Source organism: Bradyrhizobium sp. Kon69 (genome assembly GCF_055807515.1).
Genome location: NZ_JBVVOS010000019.1, coordinates 162,760 through 182,937 on the forward strand (window position 1 = coordinate 162,760; position 20,178 = coordinate 182,937).

The following is a 20,178-nucleotide window of genomic DNA, read 5'->3' on the forward strand; positions in this document are numbered from 1 at the left end:
TCATTGTCGCACTTAGGAAAACAATGCCGCGAACTGCTTTCCCATACGAAGGTCGAAAGTACAGATGAGGCGATAACCAGCGCCCCAAGTTTCTCGTTCAGCGTGGAAACCTTACGAGCCTCTTCATCGGCCCGGCAGGAAAGCAAACGCGGAACGCCCGTGAACAGGTGTAGTGCCGATTGATTTCTCTTCCGCACATGCCTTCGTTTCCCTCTCAACATTGGATTGGAAATGCTGGGATATTCTGTCTCGGGTTAAGCCCGTAACAGTCTAGGAACACGAACCCTCGATCAGCATTCCTAGCCGGCGTGCCCCCAAAGGTCTTGGCGAGCGTGGGGCTCCTGGTGCGTGGACGATCGCTATCCCGCGTTGGCCTTCAACCCCGCGGCCTGGATGCCGGCCAAGGCGCACGCCTCGTCATTGTCGGAGGTGTCGCCGGAGACGCCGACGGCGCCGAGCAGCGTCGTGCCGTCCATGATCAGCACGCCGCCGGGGACCGGCACCAGCGCGCCCTTGGCCATGGTGTTCACGGCGTCGATGAAATAGGCCTGCTCCTGCGCACGCTGGAAGAGAGCGCGCGAGCCCATGCCCAATGCGAGCGCGCCGTAGGCCTTGCCGTGTGCGATCTCGGCGCGCATCAGGCTGGTGCCATCCTGTGCCGCCGCGGTCTTGAGCACCCCGCGGGCGTCGAGGATTGTGACGACCAGCGGCTTCAGCTTCAGCTCGGTGGATTTCGCGAAGGCGGCGTCGAGGATCTTGCGGGCGATGTCGAGGGTGAGGTCAGCCACGATTGGTTTCCTTTGCATTTGGAGGGGTTGTGGATTGGGTTTCGGCACGATCGAGGCTCATCGCCAGCACGCGTGCGACGTGAAGCGCCTCGCGCTGGGCGCCGTCGTGGATCTGGTGCCGGCAGGAGGTGCCGTCGGCAACGACGAGCGTATTCTGGTCCGCGCGTCGCACGGCGGGTAGCAGCGAGAGCTCGGCCATCTCGATCGAGGCATCGTAGGTGTCCGCGCCATAACCGAAGGCTCCGGCCATGCCGCAGCAGCTCGACTCGATGGTTTCGACCTCAAGGCCGGGAACGAGGCGCAGCACCTGCTCGACGGGTTTGAACGCGCCGAAGGATTTCTGGTGGCAATGGCCGTGCACCAGTGCTTTGTCGGTAACGGTGCCGAGCGGCAATTGCAGCCGGCCGGCCTCGGCCTCGCGCACCAGGAATTCCTCGAAGGTCAGCGCGTGGGCGCCGACGGCCTGGGCGTCGTCGTCCTTGCGCAGCGAGGCAAGTTCGTCGCGCAGCGTCAAAAGGCAGCTTGGCTCGAGCCCGACAATCGGCACGCCGCGCGCGGCAAAGGGCGCGAATGCGGCGACGAGACGATCGAGCTCGGATTTGGCTTCGTCGACGAGGCCCGCTGACAAGAAGGTGCGGCCGCAGCACAGCGGACGCGGGCCGCTTGCGGGTTTCGGCAGATGCACGCGATAGCCGCCGGCTGCGAGCACGCGCAACGCGGCCTCAAGGTTTTCGCGCTCGTAGATGCGGTTGAAGGTGTCGGCGAACAGCACGACCTCGCGGCCGGTGTCCGGCCCGACCGTTTCGGCCAGCGGTGCAAACACGTCGCTGCGGAAGGCGGGCAGCGCGCGGCGCGCGCTGATGCCGGCAAAGCGCTCGAACAGCTTTCGCAGCAGCGGGCTGCGGTTGCGCCAATTCGCCAGCGGCGCAAAGCGCGACGCGAGGCCGGCATAGCGCGGGAGGTAGCCGACCAATCGATCGCGCAAGGTCAGGCCATGCGAGGCCGCGCGCGCGGCGAGCACCTCGATCTTCATCTTGGCCATGTCGACGCCGGTCGGGCATTCGTGGCGGCAGGCCTTGCAGGAGACGCAGAGCTTCAGCGTCTCCATCATCTCGTCGGAGGAGAGCGCGCCCACGCCAAGCTGGCCGGAGATCGCGAGTCGTAGTGTGTTGGCGCGGCCTCGCGTCACGTCCTTCTCGTTGCGCGTCGCGCGGTAGGACGGGCACATCACGCCGCCCTCGAGCTTGCGGCAGGCGCCGTTGTTGTTGCACATCTCGACCGCGCCCTGAAAGCCGGCGCCGGCCCCGGGATAAGCGGACCAGTCGAGTTTTGTCTTGAGTTCAGCGACGCGATAGTCCGGCTTGAAGCGAAACAGCGAGCGGTCGTCCATCCTGGGAGCGTCGACGATCTTGCCGGGATTGAGCACGCCCTCGGGATCGAAGCGCTGCTTCACTTCCCTGAAGTCGGCGACGAGGCGCTCGCCGAACATGGTTGCGTGGAATTCGGAGCGCACCAGGCCATCGCCGTGCTCGCCGGAATGCGAGCCCTTGTACTCTCGCACCAGTTCGAAGGCTTCCTCGGCGATGGCCCGCATCGCCCTGACGTCCTTCTCCAGCTTCAAATTCAGCACGGGCCGCACATGCAGGCAGCCTTCGGAGGCGTGAGCGTACATCGTGCCGCTGGTGCCGTGCTTGGCGAAGACCTCGCTCAGCCGCGCGGTGTAGTCGGCGAGATGCGGCAGCGGCACGGCGCAGTCCTCGACGAAGGAGACCGGCTTGCCCTCCTGCTTCATCGACATCATGACATTGAGGCCGGCGGCGCGGAAATCGGCGATCCCGCTCTGGAGCGCGGGCTCGGTGATGTCCACCACGCCGCCCCATTTGCGCTTGTCATTGCTCCAGCCGAAGCCGAGATCGCCCATCAGCTCGCCGAGCTGCTTCAGGCGCACGAAATTGTCCGCCTGATCCTCCTCGGCGAACTCGACCACGAGCACCGCATCCGGATCACCCTTGATCGCGGTGGAAATGATGGGCCGGAACATCGCGATGTCGCGGCCGAGCGCGAGCATGGTGCGGTCAACCAGCTCGACCGCGATCGGCTTCAGCTTGACCAGATGCTGGGTCGCGTCCATCGCCTCGTAAAAACTGCCGAAATGGCAGATGCCGAGCGCCTTGTTGCGGATCACGGGCCACAGCTTCAGTTCGACTTTGGTGGTGAAAGCGAGGGTGCCCTCGGAGCCGACGAGAAGGTGCGCCATGTTGTTGCGCGCATTGCGCGGCACCAGCGCATCGAGATTGTAGCCGCCGACACGGCGCTGCACTTTTGGAAAACGTGCGGCGATCTCCCCTGCCTCGCGGGCGCCGAGATCGAGCATGTCGCGGAACAGGGCGCGCGCGCTGTCGTTCGCGTCGAGATCGGAGAGATCGCGCGACACCTCGCCGAAGCGGCTCAGCGTGCCGTCGGCGAGCGCTGCCTCCATCGACATCGTGTTGTCGCGCATGGTGCCGTAGCGCAAGCTGCGGCCGCCGCAGGAATTGTTGCCCGCCATGCCGCCGATGGTGGCGCGCGACGCCGTGGAGACGTCGACCGGAAACCAGAGGCCGTGCTTTCGGAGTTGGCGGTTGAGGTCGTCGAGCACGATGCCGGGCTCGACCACGCAGCTGCGCCCGTCGACGTCGAGCGCCAGGATCCGGTTCAGGTGCTTCGAGAGATCGACCACGAGGCCGTCATTGACAGTCTGGCCGCATTGCGAGGTGCCGCCGCCGCGCGGGGTGACCTTCAGGCCTTCGTCGCGGGCGATCGCCAGCGCCCGCAGGGCCTCGTCCATGGTTTTTGGCACGACCACGCCGGCCGGCACGATCTGGTAGAACGAGGCGTCGGTGGCGTAGCGGCCGCGGTTGAAGCCGTCGAACAGCACGTCGCCGGTCATGTCCGCGCGCAGGCGCCGTTCGAGCGAGGAGGCGTTTGTCATCCCTGGTCCCGAAGTGATCCAGCGAGGCGCACGGCCGGGCTGGGGTATTCATTCTTGTTTCTGATCGATTATATTATGAATTCAAAATGAGCAAGCCGGCTATCCTCAAGGGGAGGCCGGAGCGTCCGCTTGGGGCTCGGTCAGGTGCTCGAGCGCGGCCGTCCGCTTGTTGCGCAGGTGCTGGAACAGGATGTCGCTGAGCTCGCTCGCGGCACGGCGGCGCAGCGCATCGAGGATGGCCTCGTGCTCTCGCATCGCTTCCGCCCAGCGCTGCCGCTTGCGGGCGAAATTGGCGGAGTAGCGGACGCGGCGGATGCGGCCTGCAAAGTTGGCGTATGCGGTCTTCAGCGTCTCGTTGCGCGCGGCCGCGACGATGCTTTCGTGGATGCGCTGGTTGGTCTGGAAATAGCCGTGCATGTCGCGATGCAGATAGTGGCCGTACATCTCGTAGTGCAGCTGCTCGATCGCGGTGATTTCCGCATCCGTAATGGCTTCGCAGGCCAGGCGCCCGGCAAGGCTCTCCAGCCCCGCCATCACGTCGAACAACTCCTCGAGGTCGCGCTGGCTGAGCTGGCGGACCCGTGCGCCGCGGTTGGGGAGCAGCTCGATCAGGCCCTCGGCGGCGAGCACTTTCAAGGCCTCGCGCAGCGGCGTGCGGGAGATGCCGAACATCTCGCAGAGCTGCCGTTCGGGAACGCGCGCGCCGTCGGGAATGTTGCCCTCGACCACGTAGTCGCGCAGCCGCAGCAGGATCTCGCCGTGAAGCGAGGCCTCTTGGCGGTCGCCGCCATTTGCGGCGGGCGGGGCAATCGGAACCCCGGTGTCGGGAATCGTGGATTTCATTTGCAGCACAATAGTTTGCCTGTTTGGTCGCGTCGATGTCCGCAATCGAATACCAAAAATCGGTTGAAAGTACAAAAAATGAATGCAAAATAGGCTCCAGAGCCGGCCAAAATCCGCCGACTGGGAGGTTTTCATGCATCAGGGACGCCATTTCCTTCAGATTCCGGGCCCGAGCCCGGTCCCCGAGCGCGTCCTGCGCGCCATGGACATGCCTGTCATCGACCACCGGAGCGCGGAATTCGGCGAGCTTGGCCACGCCGTGCTCGAAGGCAGCCAGAAAATCTTCCAGACCGCCGGCCCGGTGGTGATCTTCCCCTCGTCGGGGACCGGCGCCTGGGAGGCCGCGATCGTCAACACGCTGTCGCCGGGCGACAAGGTGCTGATGGTCGAGACCGGCCATTTCGCCACCCTGTGGCGTCAAATGGCGGGGCGGTTCGGCATCGAGGTCGATTTCGTTCCTGGCGACTGGCGCCGCGGCGCCGATCCGGCCGTGATCGAGGCAAGACTCACTGACGACACCGCGCACGCGATCAAGGCGGTGATGGTCGTGCACAACGAAACCTCGACCGGTGCGACCAGCCGCATCGCCGAGATCCGCGCTGCGATCGATCGCACGGACCATCCGGCGCTGCTGATGGTCGACACCATCTCCTCGCTCGGCTCGGTCGACTACCGCCACGACGAATGGAAGGTCGATGTCAGCGTCAGCTGCTCGCAGAAGGGTTTCATGCTGCCGCCCGGCCTCGGCTTCAACGCGATCTCTGAGAAGGCGCGCGCTGCGGCGAAGACCAACAGGATGCCGCGCTCCTATTTCGACTGGGAGGAGATGCTCAAGCCGAATGCAAACGGCTTCTTCCCCTACACGCCGGCGACCAACCTGCTCTACGGCCTGCGCGAGGCGATTGCGATGCTGCTCGAAGAAGGGCTCGACGACGTTTTCGCGCGGCATCAGCGGCTGGCTGCTGCGACCCGGGCCGCCGTCAATCATTGGGGCCTCGAGATCCTCTGCCAGGAGCCCGCCGAGTTCTCGCCGGTGCTCACGGCAGTGCTGATGCCGCCGGGACATAACGCCGATCAGTTCCGCAAGATCGTTTTGGACAACTACAACATGTCGCTCGGCTCGGGCCTGTCGAAGGTCGCCGGCAAAGTCTTCCGCATCGGCCATCTCGGCGAATGCAATGCGCTGACGCTGCTCGGCGCGCTCACCGGTGTGGAGATGGGCTTGTCGGTCGCGGGCGTGCCGCACCGCTCCGGTGGCGTCGACGCTGCGATGAAGCTGCTGGAGCAGCGCCCGCAGGGCAACGCGTCGCCGCATCTGAAAGTGGTCGGCACTTAAACCGCGCGGGGACACGCGGGCGACAACCACTAAAAAAGATAAACACGGAGGGGTGGAGATGAAAATTCGGTTCAAGGCCACGCATGTCGTGCTGGCGATGCTCTGCGCGATGTACTTCATCACCTACGTCGACCGGGTGAACATCGGCACCGCGGCGAGCGAGATCCAGAAGGAGCTCGGTCTGTCGAACACCCAGCTCGGCCTCGTCTTCTCCGCCTTCGCCTATCCCTATCTGCTGTTCCAGGTGATCGGGGGCTGGGTCGGCGATCGCTTCGGGCCGCGCAGGACGCTGTTCTGGTGCGGCATGATCTGGGCGGTGGCGACCATCTCGACCGGCTTTGTGCATGGCCTCGCCGCGCTGTTCATCGCCCGTTTTGCGCTCGGCTTCGGTGAGGGCGCGACCTTTCCGACCGCGACGCGTGCGATGCAATACTGGACGCCGGCGAACCGCCGCGGTTTTGCGCAAGGGCTGACCCATTCCTTCGCCCGGCTCGGCAATGCGGTGACGCCGCCGGTGGTGGCGCTGCTGATCCTGTGGCTGACGTGGCGCGGCGCATTCGTAGTGCTCGGCTTCGTCAGTCTCGTCTGGGGCGTCGTCTGGGTCTGGTACTTCCGCAACGAGCCGAAGGAGCACGCCTCCATCACTGAGGCCGAGCTCGCCGCACTGCCGCCGCGCGCAACCGGCGAGCGGCCGAGCGTGCCCTGGGGCCCGCTATTGGGGCGGATGTGGCCGGTGACGCTGACCTATTTCTGCTACGGCTGGTGCCTGTGGCTCTATCTCAACTGGCTGCCGCTGTTCTTCAAGAACAACTACAATCTCGACATCAAGAATTCGGCACTGTTCGCCTCGGGCGTGTTCTTCGCCGGCGTGATCGGCGACAGCGTCGGCGGCGTGCTCTCGGACAAGATCCTCGACCGCACCGGCAATGTCCGGCTGGCGCGGCTGAGCGTCACCGTTGCGGGATTTGCGGGGGCGCTGCTCTCGCTGTTTCCGATCCTGTTCGTCCACGACATCACGATCGTCGCGCTGAGCCTGTCGGCCGGCTTCTTCTGCGCTGAGCTCGTGATCGGACCGATGTGGTCGATCCCGATGGACATCGCCCCGAAACATTCCGGGACCGCCTCGGGACTCATGAACACCGGCTCGGCCTTTGCCGCCATCGTATCTCCGCTGGTCGCGGGCTTCGTCATCGACGCGACCGGCAATTGGTACCTGCCGTTCCTGATGTCGATGGGTCTGCTGCTGCTCGGCGGCTTTTCCGCCTTCCTGATGCATCCGGAGCGCCCGTTCACGGAGGCCGAAAGCGGCCTGCCGTCTGGTAAGGTGCTGGCCGCGGAGTAGGGGGCGGCCGCCCGCCGGTTATGCATGGGAGGCGCCTTTAGGAGAGGGGACAAGCCGGTCAAATGGTGCTATTCGGCGGCCATCAAAATCAAGGCAAGACCGGGAAGGACGCCGATGACCGTGCATACTGGAAGGCATTTTCTCCAGATTCCAGGACCGACCAACGTGCCCGACCGGGTGCTGCGGGCGATGGACATGCCGACGCTGGACCATCGCGGTCCGGAGTTCGCCGAGCTCGGTTTCGCCGTCCTCGCCGGCATGCAGCGGGTGTTCCGCACCAAGCAGCCCGTGATCATCTTCCCCTCGTCCGGCACCGGCGCCTGGGAAGCCGCGATGGTCAACGTGCTCGCGCCCGGCGACAAGGTGCTGATGTGCGAGACCGGCCAGTTCGCCGTGCTGTGGCGCGGCATCGCCGACAAGTTCAAGCTCGACGTCGACTTCATCCCGAGCGACTGGCGCCATGGTGCCGATCTCGCCGAGATCGAGAAGCGCTTAGCCGCCGACAAGCAGCACACCATCAAGGCGGTCTGCGTCGTCCATAACGAGACCTCGACCGGCTGCGTGACGCCGCCGCTGGAGGTGCGCAAGCTGCTCGACCGGGTCAAGCATCCCGCGCTGCTGATGGTCGACACCATCTCCGGCCTCGGCTCGATCGAGTACGAGCACGATGCCTGGGGCATCGATGTCTCGGTCGCCGGCTCGCAGAAGGGCCTGATGCTGCCGCCGGGCCTCGGCTTCAACGCCGTCTCGGAGAAGGCGCTCGCGGTGGCCAAGGCCAACCCCGGCATGCGCTCCTATTGGGACTGGCAGGAGGTAATCGGCTTCAACAAGCTCGGCACCTTCCCCTACACGCCGGCCACCAATTTGCTCTACGGCCTGCGCGAGGCGATCAAGATGCTGGAAGAGGAGGGGCTCGAGAACGTCTGGACCCGCCACAAGCGCCATAGCGCGGCGACGCGCGCCGCGATCAAGGTCTGGGGCCTGGAGACGCAGTGCGCCGATCCTGCCGCCCACTCGCCGGCGCTGACAGGCGTGCGCGTGCCTGATGGCCATGACGCCGATGCCTTCCGCAAGGTGGTGCTGGAAAACTTCGACATGTCGCTCGGCACTGGCCTGAACAAGGTCAAGGGCAAGGTGTTCCGCATCGGCCATATCGGCCATTTCAACGACCTGATGCTGATGGGGACGCTCGCCGGCGTCGAGATGGGCCTCGATCTTGCAAAGATCCCGCACCGGAGCGGCGGCGTGTTGGCGGCCATGGACGTCCTGAAGGGACGCGACGCGGTGCCGATGACCAAAGCTCAGGTTGCCTGAACCGACTTCGAGAAAAGAGAGCGCGCGATGAACGCACCGACGACCGCCAACGAAGACCTGCTCTACTCCGTCACGGACGGCATCGCGCGGATCACCTTCAACCGCCCGCAGGCGCGCAACGCACTGACCTTCGCCATGTACGAGCGCATGGCGGAGATCTGCCAGGAGATCAACGCCGACCGCTCGATCAAGGCGCTGATCCTGACCGGCGCCGGCGACAAGGCGTTTGCCTCCGGCACCGACATTTCTCAGTTTCGTGCATTCAAAACCGCGCAGGATGCGCTCGACTATGAGGCCCGCATCGACCGCGTGCTCGGCACGCTGGAGCAGTGCCGCGTGCCCGTGATCGCGGCGATCGCGGGGGCATGCACCGGCGGCGGCGCCGGAATTGCGGCTTGCTGCGACCTGCGCATCGGGACTGAAACGACGCGCATCGGGTTTCCGATCGCGCGCACGCTCGGCAACTGCCTGTCGATGTCGAACATCAGCCGCGTCGTCTCGCTGGTCGGCCCCGCCCGCACCAAGGATATGATCTTCAAGGCGCGTCTCGTCGAGGCACCGGAAGCGCTGGCCCTCGGCCTCCTCAACGAGATTGTCCCTGATGTCGAGACGCTGCAGCGCCGCGCCGACGAGACCGCCAGGCTGGTGGCAAGCCACGCCCCGCTGACGCTTGAAGCGACCAAGGAGGCAGTGCGCCGCATCCGCCGCACGCTGTCGCGCGAAGAGGGCGAGGATCTGATCCTCAAGGCCTATATGAGCGAAGATTTCCGCGAGGGAATGGACGCCTTCCTCAACAAGCGCACGCCGAACTGGAAGGGCAAGTAGCGCGGCCTCTGCCGATTGCGCCGTGCAACTATCAATTGGTTCCGGAATCGCAATTGCGCGCTTCTCCCTTTATGCGAAGCCGGCATGCCGTTCCTGTTCGTCGACCAGCTCGACGTCCAGGTGCCGCAGACCACGGCGCTGAGTGATGCGGCCACCGGCCGCGTCAGGGTGATTTTGGGCGTCTCGGGTCAATGGCAGGCCGGGAAGTAGGGCGGCCTCGTCAAATCACGACGTCGGCTCACCAAGCGTACTTGAACACGCCCTTGCCGGAATAGCTGGCGAAGTTGCCCGAGAACTCGCCGTCGAAGGTACCGGCGATGGAGAAGCCGCTCAGCCATTTCATCTCGGCGCTGGCGCTGACGAGTGCGGAGTCGGCGTCGACCCGGGCGCCGTTCACGACGAAGCTGGTGCCCGGCAGGGTCTGGAACAGCGCGGTGACGGCGCGGCCCGGATTGTAGTCGTGCGCCCAGGCGGCGCGACCGCGCAGCGTCAGGACGCCGTTCTGCATCGCGTACGATTTGTCGGTGCGCAGGCCGAGCTCGGAGCGGGTGTCGGTCAGCGATTGCGAGGCATAGTTCAACGCGAACAGTCCGCCGCCATTGAGGCTGACTTCGGAGTAGTTGGGCAGGTTGACGTTCGTGACCTGCGCGGCCGCATAGGGGGTGAGGCCGATCATCGGCGTCGCGAAGCGGTAGCCGCCCTCGAAGCGGGCCGAGAAGGTGTCGGCCTTGAAGCGGCTCTGCAGCTGGTCGAAGCCGCCGGGCGCCACGGTGCGGTTGGTCGTCACGTCGTGCCAGCCATAGGCAAGCGCGGCGGAAATATAGGCCGGTCCGAAATTGTGCCGACCGTAGACGCCGGCTTGGAACATGTCTGCCGAGCCCGAACCCATCGCATTGGAGAGCGAGTAGCTCAGTCCACCGCCGCCGAGCGCGAAGCCCACCAGCGTGTCCACCGAAACCCTGTAGTCGGCGCCGGCCGCGCCGCCCCAGACCCGTGCGGTCAGGTCTTGCGAGCCGACCGGCGCATTGCCGCCGACTTGTGCCGATCCGCCATAGCCGGCGGTCCAGAGGCTCCAGCGGCTGGCCGGCTGCGAGACGAGCAGCGGCGCCTTGGTTGCCATCGCATAAGCCTCGCGCTCGCGCGCGTTGGCCGGGCGCATGGACGCATAGGCGGCCCCGTCGTCGCTCTCGGCGAATTGCGCCACGCTGCCGGCCTTGGCGAAACCGCCCGAGCGGCCGATGACGGTCGGGTCGAGCATCAGATTGAGGAACTGCCCGTCGGCATTGATCGCGGACTGGATGATGCCGGTGCCGAGCTCGCCCGAGGCCGTCGTCAGTCCGGCCGGCGTCAGCGCAGCGAAGGCCGCCGGAATGCCGCCGGTCGAGTTGAAGAAGCTGGTCAGCGTGTTCGCAACGTTTTGCTGGTTGACGGTGAGGCCGCCGCCGCTGGGCGCGAAGTTGACGCCGATGTTGAGGAACACATTGTTGGTGCCGTAGCTCAGCGACGCGTTGATCGTCGGCACGTTGGAGACGACGGCTGCGTTGAAGGAGGTGCCGCCAAAACCGCCGGTCGCGGACAGGACCGTGTACTGCTTCTTGATCGTGCCCGAGCCGAACATCGCGCTCACCGTCGCGTTGCCGAGCGTGGCCGCTCCGTTGACGTTGGCGAGGCTGGCATTGCCGGAGGAGACCTGCACGAGATAGGTCGAGGCCGCCGTGAAGCTGAGGGGGCCGTTGATCGTTAGCGGCGCGAACGAATTCGTGCTGCTGCCGGGCGCGAGCGTGCCACCATTGATCGCGACGTTGCCGACGACGCCCTGGCCAGGCAGCGGACCGCCGCCGGCGAGTGTGCCGCCGGCATTGACGGTGATTGGGCTCAGGATCGAGCCGTCCACGACGAGTTTGCCGCCGTTGATCGTGGTGGCGCCGGTATAGGTGTTGGCGCCGGACAGTGTCTGCGTGCCACCGGTCAGCGTGAGGCCGCCGCCCGCGCCGCCGTCGTCGATGACGCCCGCAAAATTGCCGATGCCGTTGGTGATGGTCAGCGTGTTGGCCCCGATGTTGACGTTACCGGAGCCCGCCAGCGACTTGATCGACGTGCCGGCGCCCAGGGCCGAGATGTCGAAGAAGCCGTTGGCGACGACATTGCGCGAGGTCGCGATGCTGCCATCGCTGCCGCCGAAGTTGATGAGATCGAGCTCGCCGCCGCTCGCGATGGTCGTGGTGCCGGTATAAGCGTTGGTGCCGTAGAGCTGCTGGGTGGCGCCGTTGGCGATGACGACGTTGCCGCCGGTGCCGCCCGCAATGCCGCCATCCTGAATGACGCCGCCGAAGAAGCTGCCACTGGTGATTGTCAGTGTCTTCGATCCAAGTGCGACGATGCCGCCAGCGGTCAACGAGAACAGAGCGTTCACCGACGTGCCGGAGGTTGTTTGCGAGATGTCGAACGTACCGCCTGCGCCTGGCGTGAACGTCACGCTCGCCGAGTTCGCGATCGATCCGCTGCCTTTCAGCGCTAGCGTCGCGCCGGCATCGATCTGCGTCGTATTGGAGTAAGTGTTCACACCGGAGAGGGTCTGCGTTCCGCCAGCGACGTCAAATCCACCGGTGCCCTGGATCACGCCCGCGAACTCGGTCGAGCCGTTGGTGATGAACAGTCCCTTGCCGCCCATGTTGACGACGCCGCTCGAGCTGCCGGCGAGCGTCGTGATCGCGGCGGATGCCGGGGTTATTGCCGAGATATCGAGCGTCGCGTTCACCGTGACGACGCTGGAGCTCGCAATGCTGCCGAAGCCCGAGATCGCGAGCGTTCCCGCCGAGATCGTCGTCGCGCCCGTGTAGGTGTTGGTGCCAGTCAGCGTCATCGTGCCGGTGCCGACCTTGGTCAGTCCGCCGCCGTTACCGGAGATCACGCCGTCGACCTGGGTCGAGGAGTTGAGGCTGCCTGTGGTGAGGGTCTTGGCGCCGAGCACGTAATTGCCGGCGCCTTCAATCGAGCCCGCGGTCATGCCGGTGCTGGTCAGGCCGGAAATATCGACCGTGCCCCCGACATTGTTGACGAAACGCGCGCTGCCGCCCGTGCTGGAGCCGTCGAAGTTCACCGTTCCGTCGTTGGTGATGGTCGAAGTGGCGGCAGTGGTGGTGTTGTGGAAGTTCAGCGTCGCCGAAGCGAGGTTGTTGATCGTGGCGCTGCCGGCCGAGGCGCTGGTGAAGAAATCGATCTGGCCGCCAGCGTCGTTCGTGATGATGACGGCTCCGGCCCCGATACCGCCGCGCGCGGTGCTGCTGTTCTGGAACGCCAGACTGTTGCCAGAGGTGACTTCGAAATTCTGCGTCGTCCCGGAATTGTTGACAATGCCTGCCGCGTTGACGGTGAACGGCTTGCCGATCGTGATGGAGTAGGCCTGGGCGATGCTCGTGAACTGGACCGTGCCAATGACGACGACACCGTTGCTGTTGTCGACGGCCGTGCTTCCGGTGTTGGTGAACGTTGCGGTTCCGTCCGGCACGACCGGGTTGGTTGACCAGTTCGTGCCATTCGTCCAGTCGCTGCTGCCGCCGGCCCAGGTGCCATCGACGGCTCGCGCGGCGACGACGCCGAGCGCAGTGGTCGCCAGCAGGGTCGCCAAGGAGTGGCGCACGATGGATCGCAGCCCGTATCCGATCCGCTCACCAGCCATCGGTCCGGCCATCCAATCTTCTCAATCAACAATGAAATTATCGCGAGCGCGCGACCGTGACCCGTACGGGTGCTCGGCAGTCCCGACATGATCTCATGGGGCCGCAACGGCCTGCAATGAATGGCTATCCATTTGCGCCGGGTTCGGGCCTGTGCCGCTGTGCATTTTCAGCCACCGTGGCCATTGGGCAACATATCCACGTCGCTCGCCACGCGCTCCCGCGGGAAGCGACAGGAGAACCGGTGCGCCATATCCGCCGCAGACGGTCGCGCGAGGAAGGCGAAGATTTCCGCAACGGGAATGGACGCTCTCCTCAACAAGCGCACGCCCAGCTGTAAGGGTAAATAGCGCATCTCCGGCTCAGCTTCGTCAGCCGAAAGTCATAGGCGGCGCGATGTCCGCGTGCTTGAACTCGTAGGCATTAGTCCGCACAATGCGCCATAAATTCCTGGCAAACAAAGCCAACAATAACCAGGGGACGAAACTCGTGCGAATTCTAGTGAAAGCTGCTGGCGTTGTAGCAGCGCTGTCGTTGAGCACGCCGGCCTTTGCCGGCTGGGAGCCGACCAAACCTGTCGAGATCGTGGTCGCGGCGGGCGCGGGCGGCGCCTCCGACCAGATGGCGCGGATGATGCAGGCCGCGATCCAGAAGAACAATCTGATGAAGCAGCCGATCGTGGTCTCGCTCAAGGGCGGGGCTTCCGGCGCCGAAGCGCTGATGTACATGAAATCCAGCGAGGGCGACCCCAACAAGGTGCTGATCGCCTATTCGCTGATCTACATGCTGCCACTGTCGGCGAAGATCCCGTTCAACTGGCGTGAGCTGACCCCGGTTTCGGTGATCGCGCTCGACCAGTTCGTGCTGTGGGACAACAGCGCGGGTCCCAAGACGGTGAAGGAATTCGTCGCAGCCGCGAAGGCGGCAGCCGCGCCGTTCAAGATGGGCGGCACCGGCTCCAAGCGCGAGGATCATGTGCTGACTGTGTTCCTCGAGCAAAAGACCGGCGCGAAATTCTCCTATCTGCCCTACAAGTCCGGCGGCGAGGCCGCGACCCAGCTCGTCGGCAACCACACCGAATCCAACGTCAACAATCCATCCGAAAATCTCGAGGTCTGGCGCGCGGGCCAGGTGCGTCCGCTCTGCGTGTTCGACAAGGAACGAATCTCCTACACCAGCAAGGTGACGGACACGCAGTCCTGGGCCGACATCCCGACCTGCAAGGAGGAGGGCGTCGATGTGCAGTATCTGATGCTGCGCGCGATGTTCCTGCCCGGCAAGGTCACCGCGGAACAGCAGGCGTTCTACGTCGAGCTATTCCACAAGGTGACGCAGACGTCCGAATACAAGGACTACATGGAAAAGCAGGCGCTGAAGCCGATCTTCCTCACCGGCAAGGACATGGTGCAATTCCTCGAGGAGGACGATGCAGTCAACAAGTCGCTGATGACGGAAGCCGGATTCGTCGCGAAGTAGCCGGTCTTCACCTCGCCCCGCTTGCGGGGAGAGCATAGGCCGCCTATGCGGCCGTTCTTAAGGGACGCCGACGCGAAGCTTCGGCTACATTGCATCGAAGATGCAATCCGGGTGAGGGGGACTCTTCGCGAGTCCAACTCTCACCGTCCCCGCCGTGACTTCTCCTCACCCTAACCCTCTCTCCGCAAGCAGGGAGAGGGGATCAGCCGCAGCGATTGTTGTCAGCTCATGCCCCAAACCGATCTTGAAATCGTCGTCGACGATCCGACCGCGCCCGAAGACGACTCGCCTTCCGTCGTCTCCTCCGGCACGATCGAGATATTCGTCTGCCTCTTGCTGCTCGCGCTGGCCGCGACGCTCGGCTACGACAATTGGCGCACCGGCGCCTCCTGGGATTCGACCGGGCCAGAGCCCGGCTATTTCCCATTCTATCTCTCCGTCATTCTCGGTGGTGCCAGCCTCTACGGCCTGATCGTGGCGCTGGTCGCGCACCGCGCGGCGCCCGCAACCTTCGTCACGCGCGCGCAGGCCCGCCGCGTCATGGCCGTGTTCGGGCCGACGCTGCTGTTCTGTCTGGCGACGCAGTTTCTCGGCCTCTATGTCGCGAGCTTCCTCCTGATCGCCAGCTTCATGCGCCTCGTCGGCAAGATCGCGCTGTGGAAGTCGCTGCTCACCGCTTTCGTATTCACGGCGATCATGTTCGTGACCTTCGACATCGCCTTCGACGTCATCATGCCGAAAGGGCCGCTCGAAGCGGCCTTCGGCCACTAAGGCGCCCCCGCGATGGAAGCTCTCGGCCTTTTGCTTCACGGCTTTGCGGTCCTGCTGACGTGGAAGACGCTCGTGCTGATGATGGTCGGGCTGGTGCTCGGTATCTTCGTCGGCGTCTTGCCCGGGCTCGGCGGACCCAACGGCGTCGCGATCCTGTTGCCGCTCACCTTCACGATGGATCCGACCTCGGCGATCGTGATGCTGTCCTGCATCTACTGGGGCGCGCTGTTCGGCGGCGCGATCACCTCGATCCTGTTCAACATCCCGGGCGAGGCCTGGTCGGTCGCGACCACTTTCGACGGCTATCCGATGGCGCAGCAGGGCAGGGCGGCGGAGGCGCTGACGGCGGCGTTCACGTCCTCCTTCATCGGCTCGCTGGTCGCGGTGCTCCTGATCACCTTCCTCGCCCCGATGATCTCGTCCTTTGCGCTGAAGTTCGGCCCGCCCGAGTTCTTCGCGGTGTATCTGCTGACCTTCTGCTCCTTCGTCGGTCTCGGGCGCGAGGCCAAGCACAAGACCGTCATCTCGATGTCGCTGGGGCTGTTGCTCGCCGGCATCGGCATGGACACGGTGTCTGGCAATCTGCGCATGACCTTTGGCTCGTCCGAGCTTTTGCGCGGCATCAACTTCCTCGTCGCCGTCATCGGCCTGTTCGGCATCAGCGAGATCCTGCTGACGATGGAGGAGCGCCTCGCGTTGCGCGGACACGCGGCGAGCATTTCGCTGCGCGTCGTGCTGAGTGTGTGGAAGGACCTGCCGAAATACTGGGTGACGCTGCTGCGCTCCTCCTTCATCGGCTGCTGGCTTGGCATTACCCCGGGCGGCGCGATCGCGGCCTCTTTCATGGGCTACAATCTGGCAAAACGTTTCTCCAAGGATCCCGAGAGCTTCGGCAAGGGCCGCATCGAGGGCGTGTTTGCGCCGGAGACGGCGGCGCATGCCTCCGGCACCGCGGCGCTGCTGCCGATGCTGGCGCTCGGCATTCCCGGCTCCGGCACCGCCGCGATCCTGCTCGGCGGGTTGATGGTGTGGGGGCTCAATCCGGGACCGTTGCTGTTCGTCGAGCACAAGGATTTCGTCTGGGGCCTGATCGCCTCGATGTATCTCGGCAATGTCGTCGGCCTCGTGCTGGTGCTGACGACGGTGCCGATCTTCGCCTCGATCCTGCGCGTGCCGTTCGCCGCGGTGGCGCCGATGATCGTGGTGTCATGCGCGATCGGCGCCTATGCGATCCAGAACGCGATGTTCGATATCTGGCTGATGCTCGGCTTCGGCGTCGTCGGCTACGTCTTCAAGAAGATCGGCATTCCGCTCGCACCGTTCACGCTGGCGCTCGTGCTCGGCAACCGCGCCGAGGATGCCTTCCGTCTGTCGATGATCGGGGCCGGCGGCGACCTCAAGGTATTCTGGTCGAACGGCCTAGTCGGCTCGATCACGACCTTGGCGATCGTGCTGCTGTTTTGGCCTGTGATTGATGGCTTGCTGGGCCGCATGGGCTCGGCGCGGCGGGCGAAGCAGACGCCGAACTAGGCGGGCGAATCTATCGCCCCAGGTTCCCAACGAAGGTATTATCATACTGACAGGCTGCAGCGTGAGTGTTGCTGGTTGTTGAGTGGGCCTACACCACTTTGGCGTCCCTGAGCTTGGCAATCTCGTCCGTGCCGAAGCCGAACTCCGTCAGCACTTCGTCGGTCTGCTCGCCGAATTCCGGCGGCCGCGCCACCATCCTGCTCGGCGTGCGCGACAGCGTCACCGGCTGGCCGACCAGGCGGATCTCGCGACCCCCTTCATTCGGCACCTCCTGCGCGATGCCGAGATGCCTGACCTGCTCGTCTTCGAACATCTGGTCGATGGCGTAGATCGGCCCGCAGGGCACGCCGGCCTCGTTGAGTTCACGGACCCACGTCTCGGTGGACTTCGTCAAGGTACGCTTCTCGATCTCGGCATTGAGCGCGTCGCGGTTCTTGGAGCGGGCGGGCGCGGTCAGATAGTCGGGATGGCTGTAGAGTTCCGGCGCGCCGATCGCCTGCGCGCAGCGCTCCCAGATCCGGCCGCCCGTGGTGGCGATGTTGATGTAGCCGTCCGAGGTCTTGAACACGCCGGTCGGTATGCTGGTCGGGTGGTTGTTGCCGGCCTGCTTGGCCACTTCCTTTTCCATCAGCCAGCGTGCGGCCTGGAAGTCGAGCATGAAGATCTGGGCCTGCAGCAGCGAGGTCTGCACCCACTGGCCCTTGCCCGAAACCTCGCGCTCCAGCAGTGCGGTGAGGATGCCCATGGCACAGAACAGACCGGCGGTGAGGTCGGCGACCGGAATGCCGACCCGCATCGGGCCTTCGCCCGGCGCGCCGGTGATCGACATCAGTCCGCCCATGCCTTGCGCGATCTGATCGAAGCCCGGCCGCTTGTGGTAGGGCCCGTCCTGGCCGAAGCCGGAGATGCTGCCGTAGACGAGGCGCGGGTTGATCCTGGCGAGGCTCTCATAGTCGATGCCGAGCTTGTTCTTCACGTCGGGGCGGAAATTCTCCACCACAACGTCGGCCTTGGCAGCGAGGCGCTTGAACACGGCGAGCCCGCGCTCGTCCTTCAGGTTCAGCGTCATCGCCCGCTTGTTGCGATGCAAGTTCTGGAAGTCGGAGCCCCGCCGCGGCCCGCCCGGCTGTTCGCCGCCGGCATCCTCGGTGAGCGCGTCGATCTTGATCACGTTCGCGCCCCAATCCGCGAGCTGCCGCACGCAAGTGGGCCCGGACCGGACGCGGGTCAGATCGAGCACGGTGAAGCGTGACAGGGCTTCCGAGGCATGCGGAAAGGGCATCTTGATGGGCTCCGGGACAGATTGCGGGCCTACCATAGTGCCGAAAGACCGTGCAGCAAGACATCACGCGGCAGGTCAGGGCCGCGCGGATGCCACCTGTCGAAATGCAATGCCTCGGCGCCGGCGAAGGATCAGCGCGCCAGCCGCTTCAGCTCGGTGCGCGCCTGCGCGGCCAGCGGGTCATCGCCGTGGCGCGCAATGAACAGCTCGAACGCCTCCCGCGTTCCCGTGCGACGGGCGGATTCGTACTCCTCCGCGACCGCAGCCGAGGGGTCGCGGGCCATTGGAACGGAGGGCGCGCGCCCCGCTGAGCCGCCTTGTTTGCCGCTCTCGTCCGCGTTGGCTTTTCCGACCATGTCAGGCAGTCCTCCGAAGGGCAGTTGGCCCGGCCCGGCGAGCGCCACCAGGGCGCCGAACAGACCGGCCGAGAGGGAACGTCGTTTCATGATTTCACTCGCAACAAGTCAGTCGCCGGAACCGATATTCCTTGGTCTGGCCCGTATGACTACGGGATTTGATGGCTAACACGGCCTTACGGAAGGAGTCCGGGCCGGTTCGCCCAAATTAAACCAAACGTTTAACTCTCAAGCTAGAATCACCTGTCCGCGCCCGAATCGAACGGGGTTTGCTGCTTCGGAGAATCCCTTGGCCACCGCCGTCAACGTCAGTGCCACCAACAACGCCGAGATCGACGGCCTGCTGTCGGGCTACAAATGGACCGGCGCGATTACCTACAGCTTTCCGGACGCTGCAAGCGACTACGCCAGTCCCTACAGCGGCGGCAGCAGTGAGCCGACGACCTCGGGTTTTGCCTCGGCGCCGAGTCAGATGCAGGCGGCGATCAACTACGCGATCGGACTAATCCTCGGCTACACCAACGCCAACATCCAGTACGCCGGGACGAACGGCGCCGACATCATGGTCGCGCAGTCGCCGGCCGCCAGTCCGACCTCCTATGCCTATTACCCCGGCAACTACGCGTCCGGCGGCGACATCTGGTTCGGAACCGCCTACAACTATTCGCTGGCTGCGCTCGGCAATTATTATTTTGCGACTGCGTTGCACGAACTCGGGCACGCCCTTGGCTTGAAGCACAGTCAGGAGGCAGGCGGCCCCGCCAATGTCGCGGTGCCGAGCGCGCACGACGACAGCGAATACACCGTCATGAGCTATCGCAGCTATGTCGGTGCTTCGACCACGAGCGGCTACACCAACGAGGCCTATGGATATTCGCAGACCTATATGGCGAACGATATCCTCGCGCTGCAGACGATGTACGGCGCGGACTACACCACCCAGAGCGGGACCACCGTCTATTCATGGAGCTCCACCACCGGGCAGGAGTTCATCAACGGCGCTGGCCAGCCGGCCGACAATGGCGGTGCCGGTGGCTCGGCCAATCGCGTCTACCAGACGATCTGGGATGGTGGCGGCGTCGATACCTATGACCTGTCGAACTACACGACGAACCTGACCATCAATCTCAATCCCGGCGCCTCGTCGGTGTTTTCCACCACGCAGCTGGCGTATCTCGGTAACGGCCATTACGCGTCCGGTAACGTCTACAACGCCTATCTCTACAACGGCGATACGCGCTCGCTGATTGACAACGCCACCGGCGGTTCCGGCAATGACATCATCATCGGCAACGCCATCGCCAATGTGCTGAAGGGCGGCGCGGGCAACGATACCATCACTGGCGGTGGCGGCAACGACACTATCGACGGCGGTCCCAGCACGGACACTGTCGTCTATTCAGGCAACAGGGCGGATTACCTCGTCACCTACAATGTGAGTTCAGCGACGTGGACCATCGCCGATCAGCGTAGCGGCTCCCCCGATGGCACCGACACCGTCACAGCGGTAGAGAATTTCAAATTTGCCGATGGCATTATCGACAGCACTGTTGTTGTACAGCCCCCTCTGCCAGATTTGACCGCGTCGTACGACAGCGTGAGCAGCACGACGATAGCGGCGGGCGGAAGCACTAACATCGACTTCTGGGTGGTGAATTTTGGCAAGG

The 20,178-nt window shown here is 64.6% G+C and carries 15 protein-coding genes; 9 read left to right on the plus strand and 6 right to left on the minus strand.

Annotation, left to right across the window (positions count from 1 at the left end):
• Positions 1-359: 359 nt before the first annotated feature.
• The 3 genes from AC0L3U_RS24825 to AC0L3U_RS24835 form a co-directional block, all read right to left on the minus strand.
• Positions 360-788: a GlcG/HbpS family heme-binding protein gene (locus AC0L3U_RS24825; RefSeq protein ID WP_473363563.1), complete on the minus strand. Its 429-nt coding sequence runs from the start codon at positions 786-788 to the stop codon at positions 360-362.
• Positions 781-3,759 (minus strand): FAD-binding and (Fe-S)-binding domain-containing protein, encoded by a 2,979-nt coding sequence (locus AC0L3U_RS24830; RefSeq protein ID WP_473363564.1) that lies wholly within the window; start codon positions 3,757-3,759, stop codon positions 781-783. Before AC0L3U_RS24830 ends, AC0L3U_RS24825 begins: the two co-directional genes overlap by 8 nt.
• 105 nt (positions 3,760-3,864) lie before the next feature.
• Positions 3,865-4,602 (minus strand): GntR family transcriptional regulator, encoded by a 738-nt coding sequence (locus AC0L3U_RS24835; RefSeq protein ID WP_473363565.1) that lies wholly within the window; start codon positions 4,600-4,602, stop codon positions 3,865-3,867.
• A 133-nt stretch (positions 4,603-4,735) separates the two neighbouring features.
• Here AC0L3U_RS24835 and AC0L3U_RS24840 point away from each other — a divergent pair, with 133 nt between their 5' ends.
• From AC0L3U_RS24840 to AC0L3U_RS24860, 5 genes are all read left to right on the plus strand, one after another.
• Positions 4,736-5,938, plus strand: coding sequence for a pyridoxal-phosphate-dependent aminotransferase family protein (locus AC0L3U_RS24840; protein WP_473363566.1), 1,203 nt, complete (start codon positions 4,736-4,738; stop codon positions 5,936-5,938).
• Between the two features lie 58 nt (positions 5,939-5,996).
• Positions 5,997-7,280, plus strand: a complete 1,284-nt coding sequence (locus AC0L3U_RS24845; RefSeq protein ID WP_473363567.1) for an MFS transporter — start codon at positions 5,997-5,999, stop codon at positions 7,278-7,280.
• Between the two features lie 114 nt (positions 7,281-7,394).
• Positions 7,395-8,594 (plus strand): pyridoxal-phosphate-dependent aminotransferase family protein, encoded by a 1,200-nt coding sequence (locus AC0L3U_RS24850; protein WP_473293968.1) that lies wholly within the window; start codon positions 7,395-7,397, stop codon positions 8,592-8,594.
• Positions 8,595-8,621: 27 nt separating this feature from the next.
• Complete coding sequence (locus AC0L3U_RS24855; RefSeq protein ID WP_473363568.1) at positions 8,622-9,419, plus strand: enoyl-CoA hydratase/isomerase family protein; 798 nt, start codon at positions 8,622-8,624, stop codon at positions 9,417-9,419.
• A gap of 15 nt (positions 9,420-9,434) precedes the next feature.
• Entirely contained in the window at positions 9,435-9,629 is a 195-nt protein-coding gene (locus AC0L3U_RS24860; protein WP_473363569.1) for a GspMb/PilO family protein, read from the plus strand.
• Between the two features lie 28 nt (positions 9,630-9,657).
• Here the strand turns inward: AC0L3U_RS24860 and AC0L3U_RS24865 are convergent, their stop codons facing one another.
• On the minus strand, positions 9,658-13,110 hold the full coding sequence (locus tag AC0L3U_RS24865; protein ID WP_473363570.1) for an autotransporter domain-containing protein: 3,453 nt from the start codon (positions 13,108-13,110) through the stop codon (positions 9,658-9,660).
• Positions 13,111-13,585: 475 nt separating this feature from the next.
• Between AC0L3U_RS24865 and AC0L3U_RS24870 the strand changes: the two genes are divergently transcribed.
• The 3 genes from AC0L3U_RS24870 to AC0L3U_RS24880 all read left to right on the plus strand — a co-directional run bounded on the left by AC0L3U_RS24870 (position 13,586) and on the right by AC0L3U_RS24880 (position 16,873).
• The gene (locus AC0L3U_RS24870) at positions 13,586-14,572 is read left to right on the plus strand and encodes a Bug family tripartite tricarboxylate transporter substrate binding protein (protein WP_473363571.1); all 987 of its coding nucleotides are present in this window, start codon (positions 13,586-13,588) and stop codon (positions 14,570-14,572) included.
• Positions 14,573-14,800: 228 nt separating this feature from the next.
• The gene (locus tag AC0L3U_RS24875; RefSeq protein WP_473363572.1) at positions 14,801-15,343 is read left to right on the plus strand and encodes a tripartite tricarboxylate transporter TctB family protein; all 543 of its coding nucleotides are present in this window, start codon (positions 14,801-14,803) and stop codon (positions 15,341-15,343) included.
• 12 nt (positions 15,344-15,355) lie between these two features.
• Positions 15,356-16,873 carry a tripartite tricarboxylate transporter permease gene (locus tag AC0L3U_RS24880; protein WP_473363573.1) on the plus strand — a complete coding sequence of 506 codons (1,518 nt, stop codon included), beginning with the start codon at positions 15,356-15,358 and terminating at the stop codon, positions 16,871-16,873.
• Between the two features lie 88 nt (positions 16,874-16,961).
• On the opposite strand, the gene AC0L3U_RS24885 is transcribed toward AC0L3U_RS24880, so the two are convergent.
• Positions 16,962-18,155, minus strand: a complete 1,194-nt coding sequence (locus AC0L3U_RS24885; RefSeq protein ID WP_473363574.1) for a CaiB/BaiF CoA transferase family protein — start codon at positions 18,153-18,155, stop codon at positions 16,962-16,964.
• Positions 18,156-18,286: 131 nt separating this feature from the next.
• On the minus strand, positions 18,287-18,601 hold the full coding sequence (locus tag AC0L3U_RS24890; protein WP_473363575.1) for a hypothetical protein: 315 nt from the start codon (positions 18,599-18,601) through the stop codon (positions 18,287-18,289).
• Between the two features lie 199 nt (positions 18,602-18,800).
• Here AC0L3U_RS24890 and AC0L3U_RS24895 point away from each other — a divergent pair.
• The coding region (locus AC0L3U_RS24895) for a M10 family metallopeptidase (protein WP_473363576.1) at positions 18,801-20,178 on the plus strand (1,378 nt) is incomplete at its 3' end.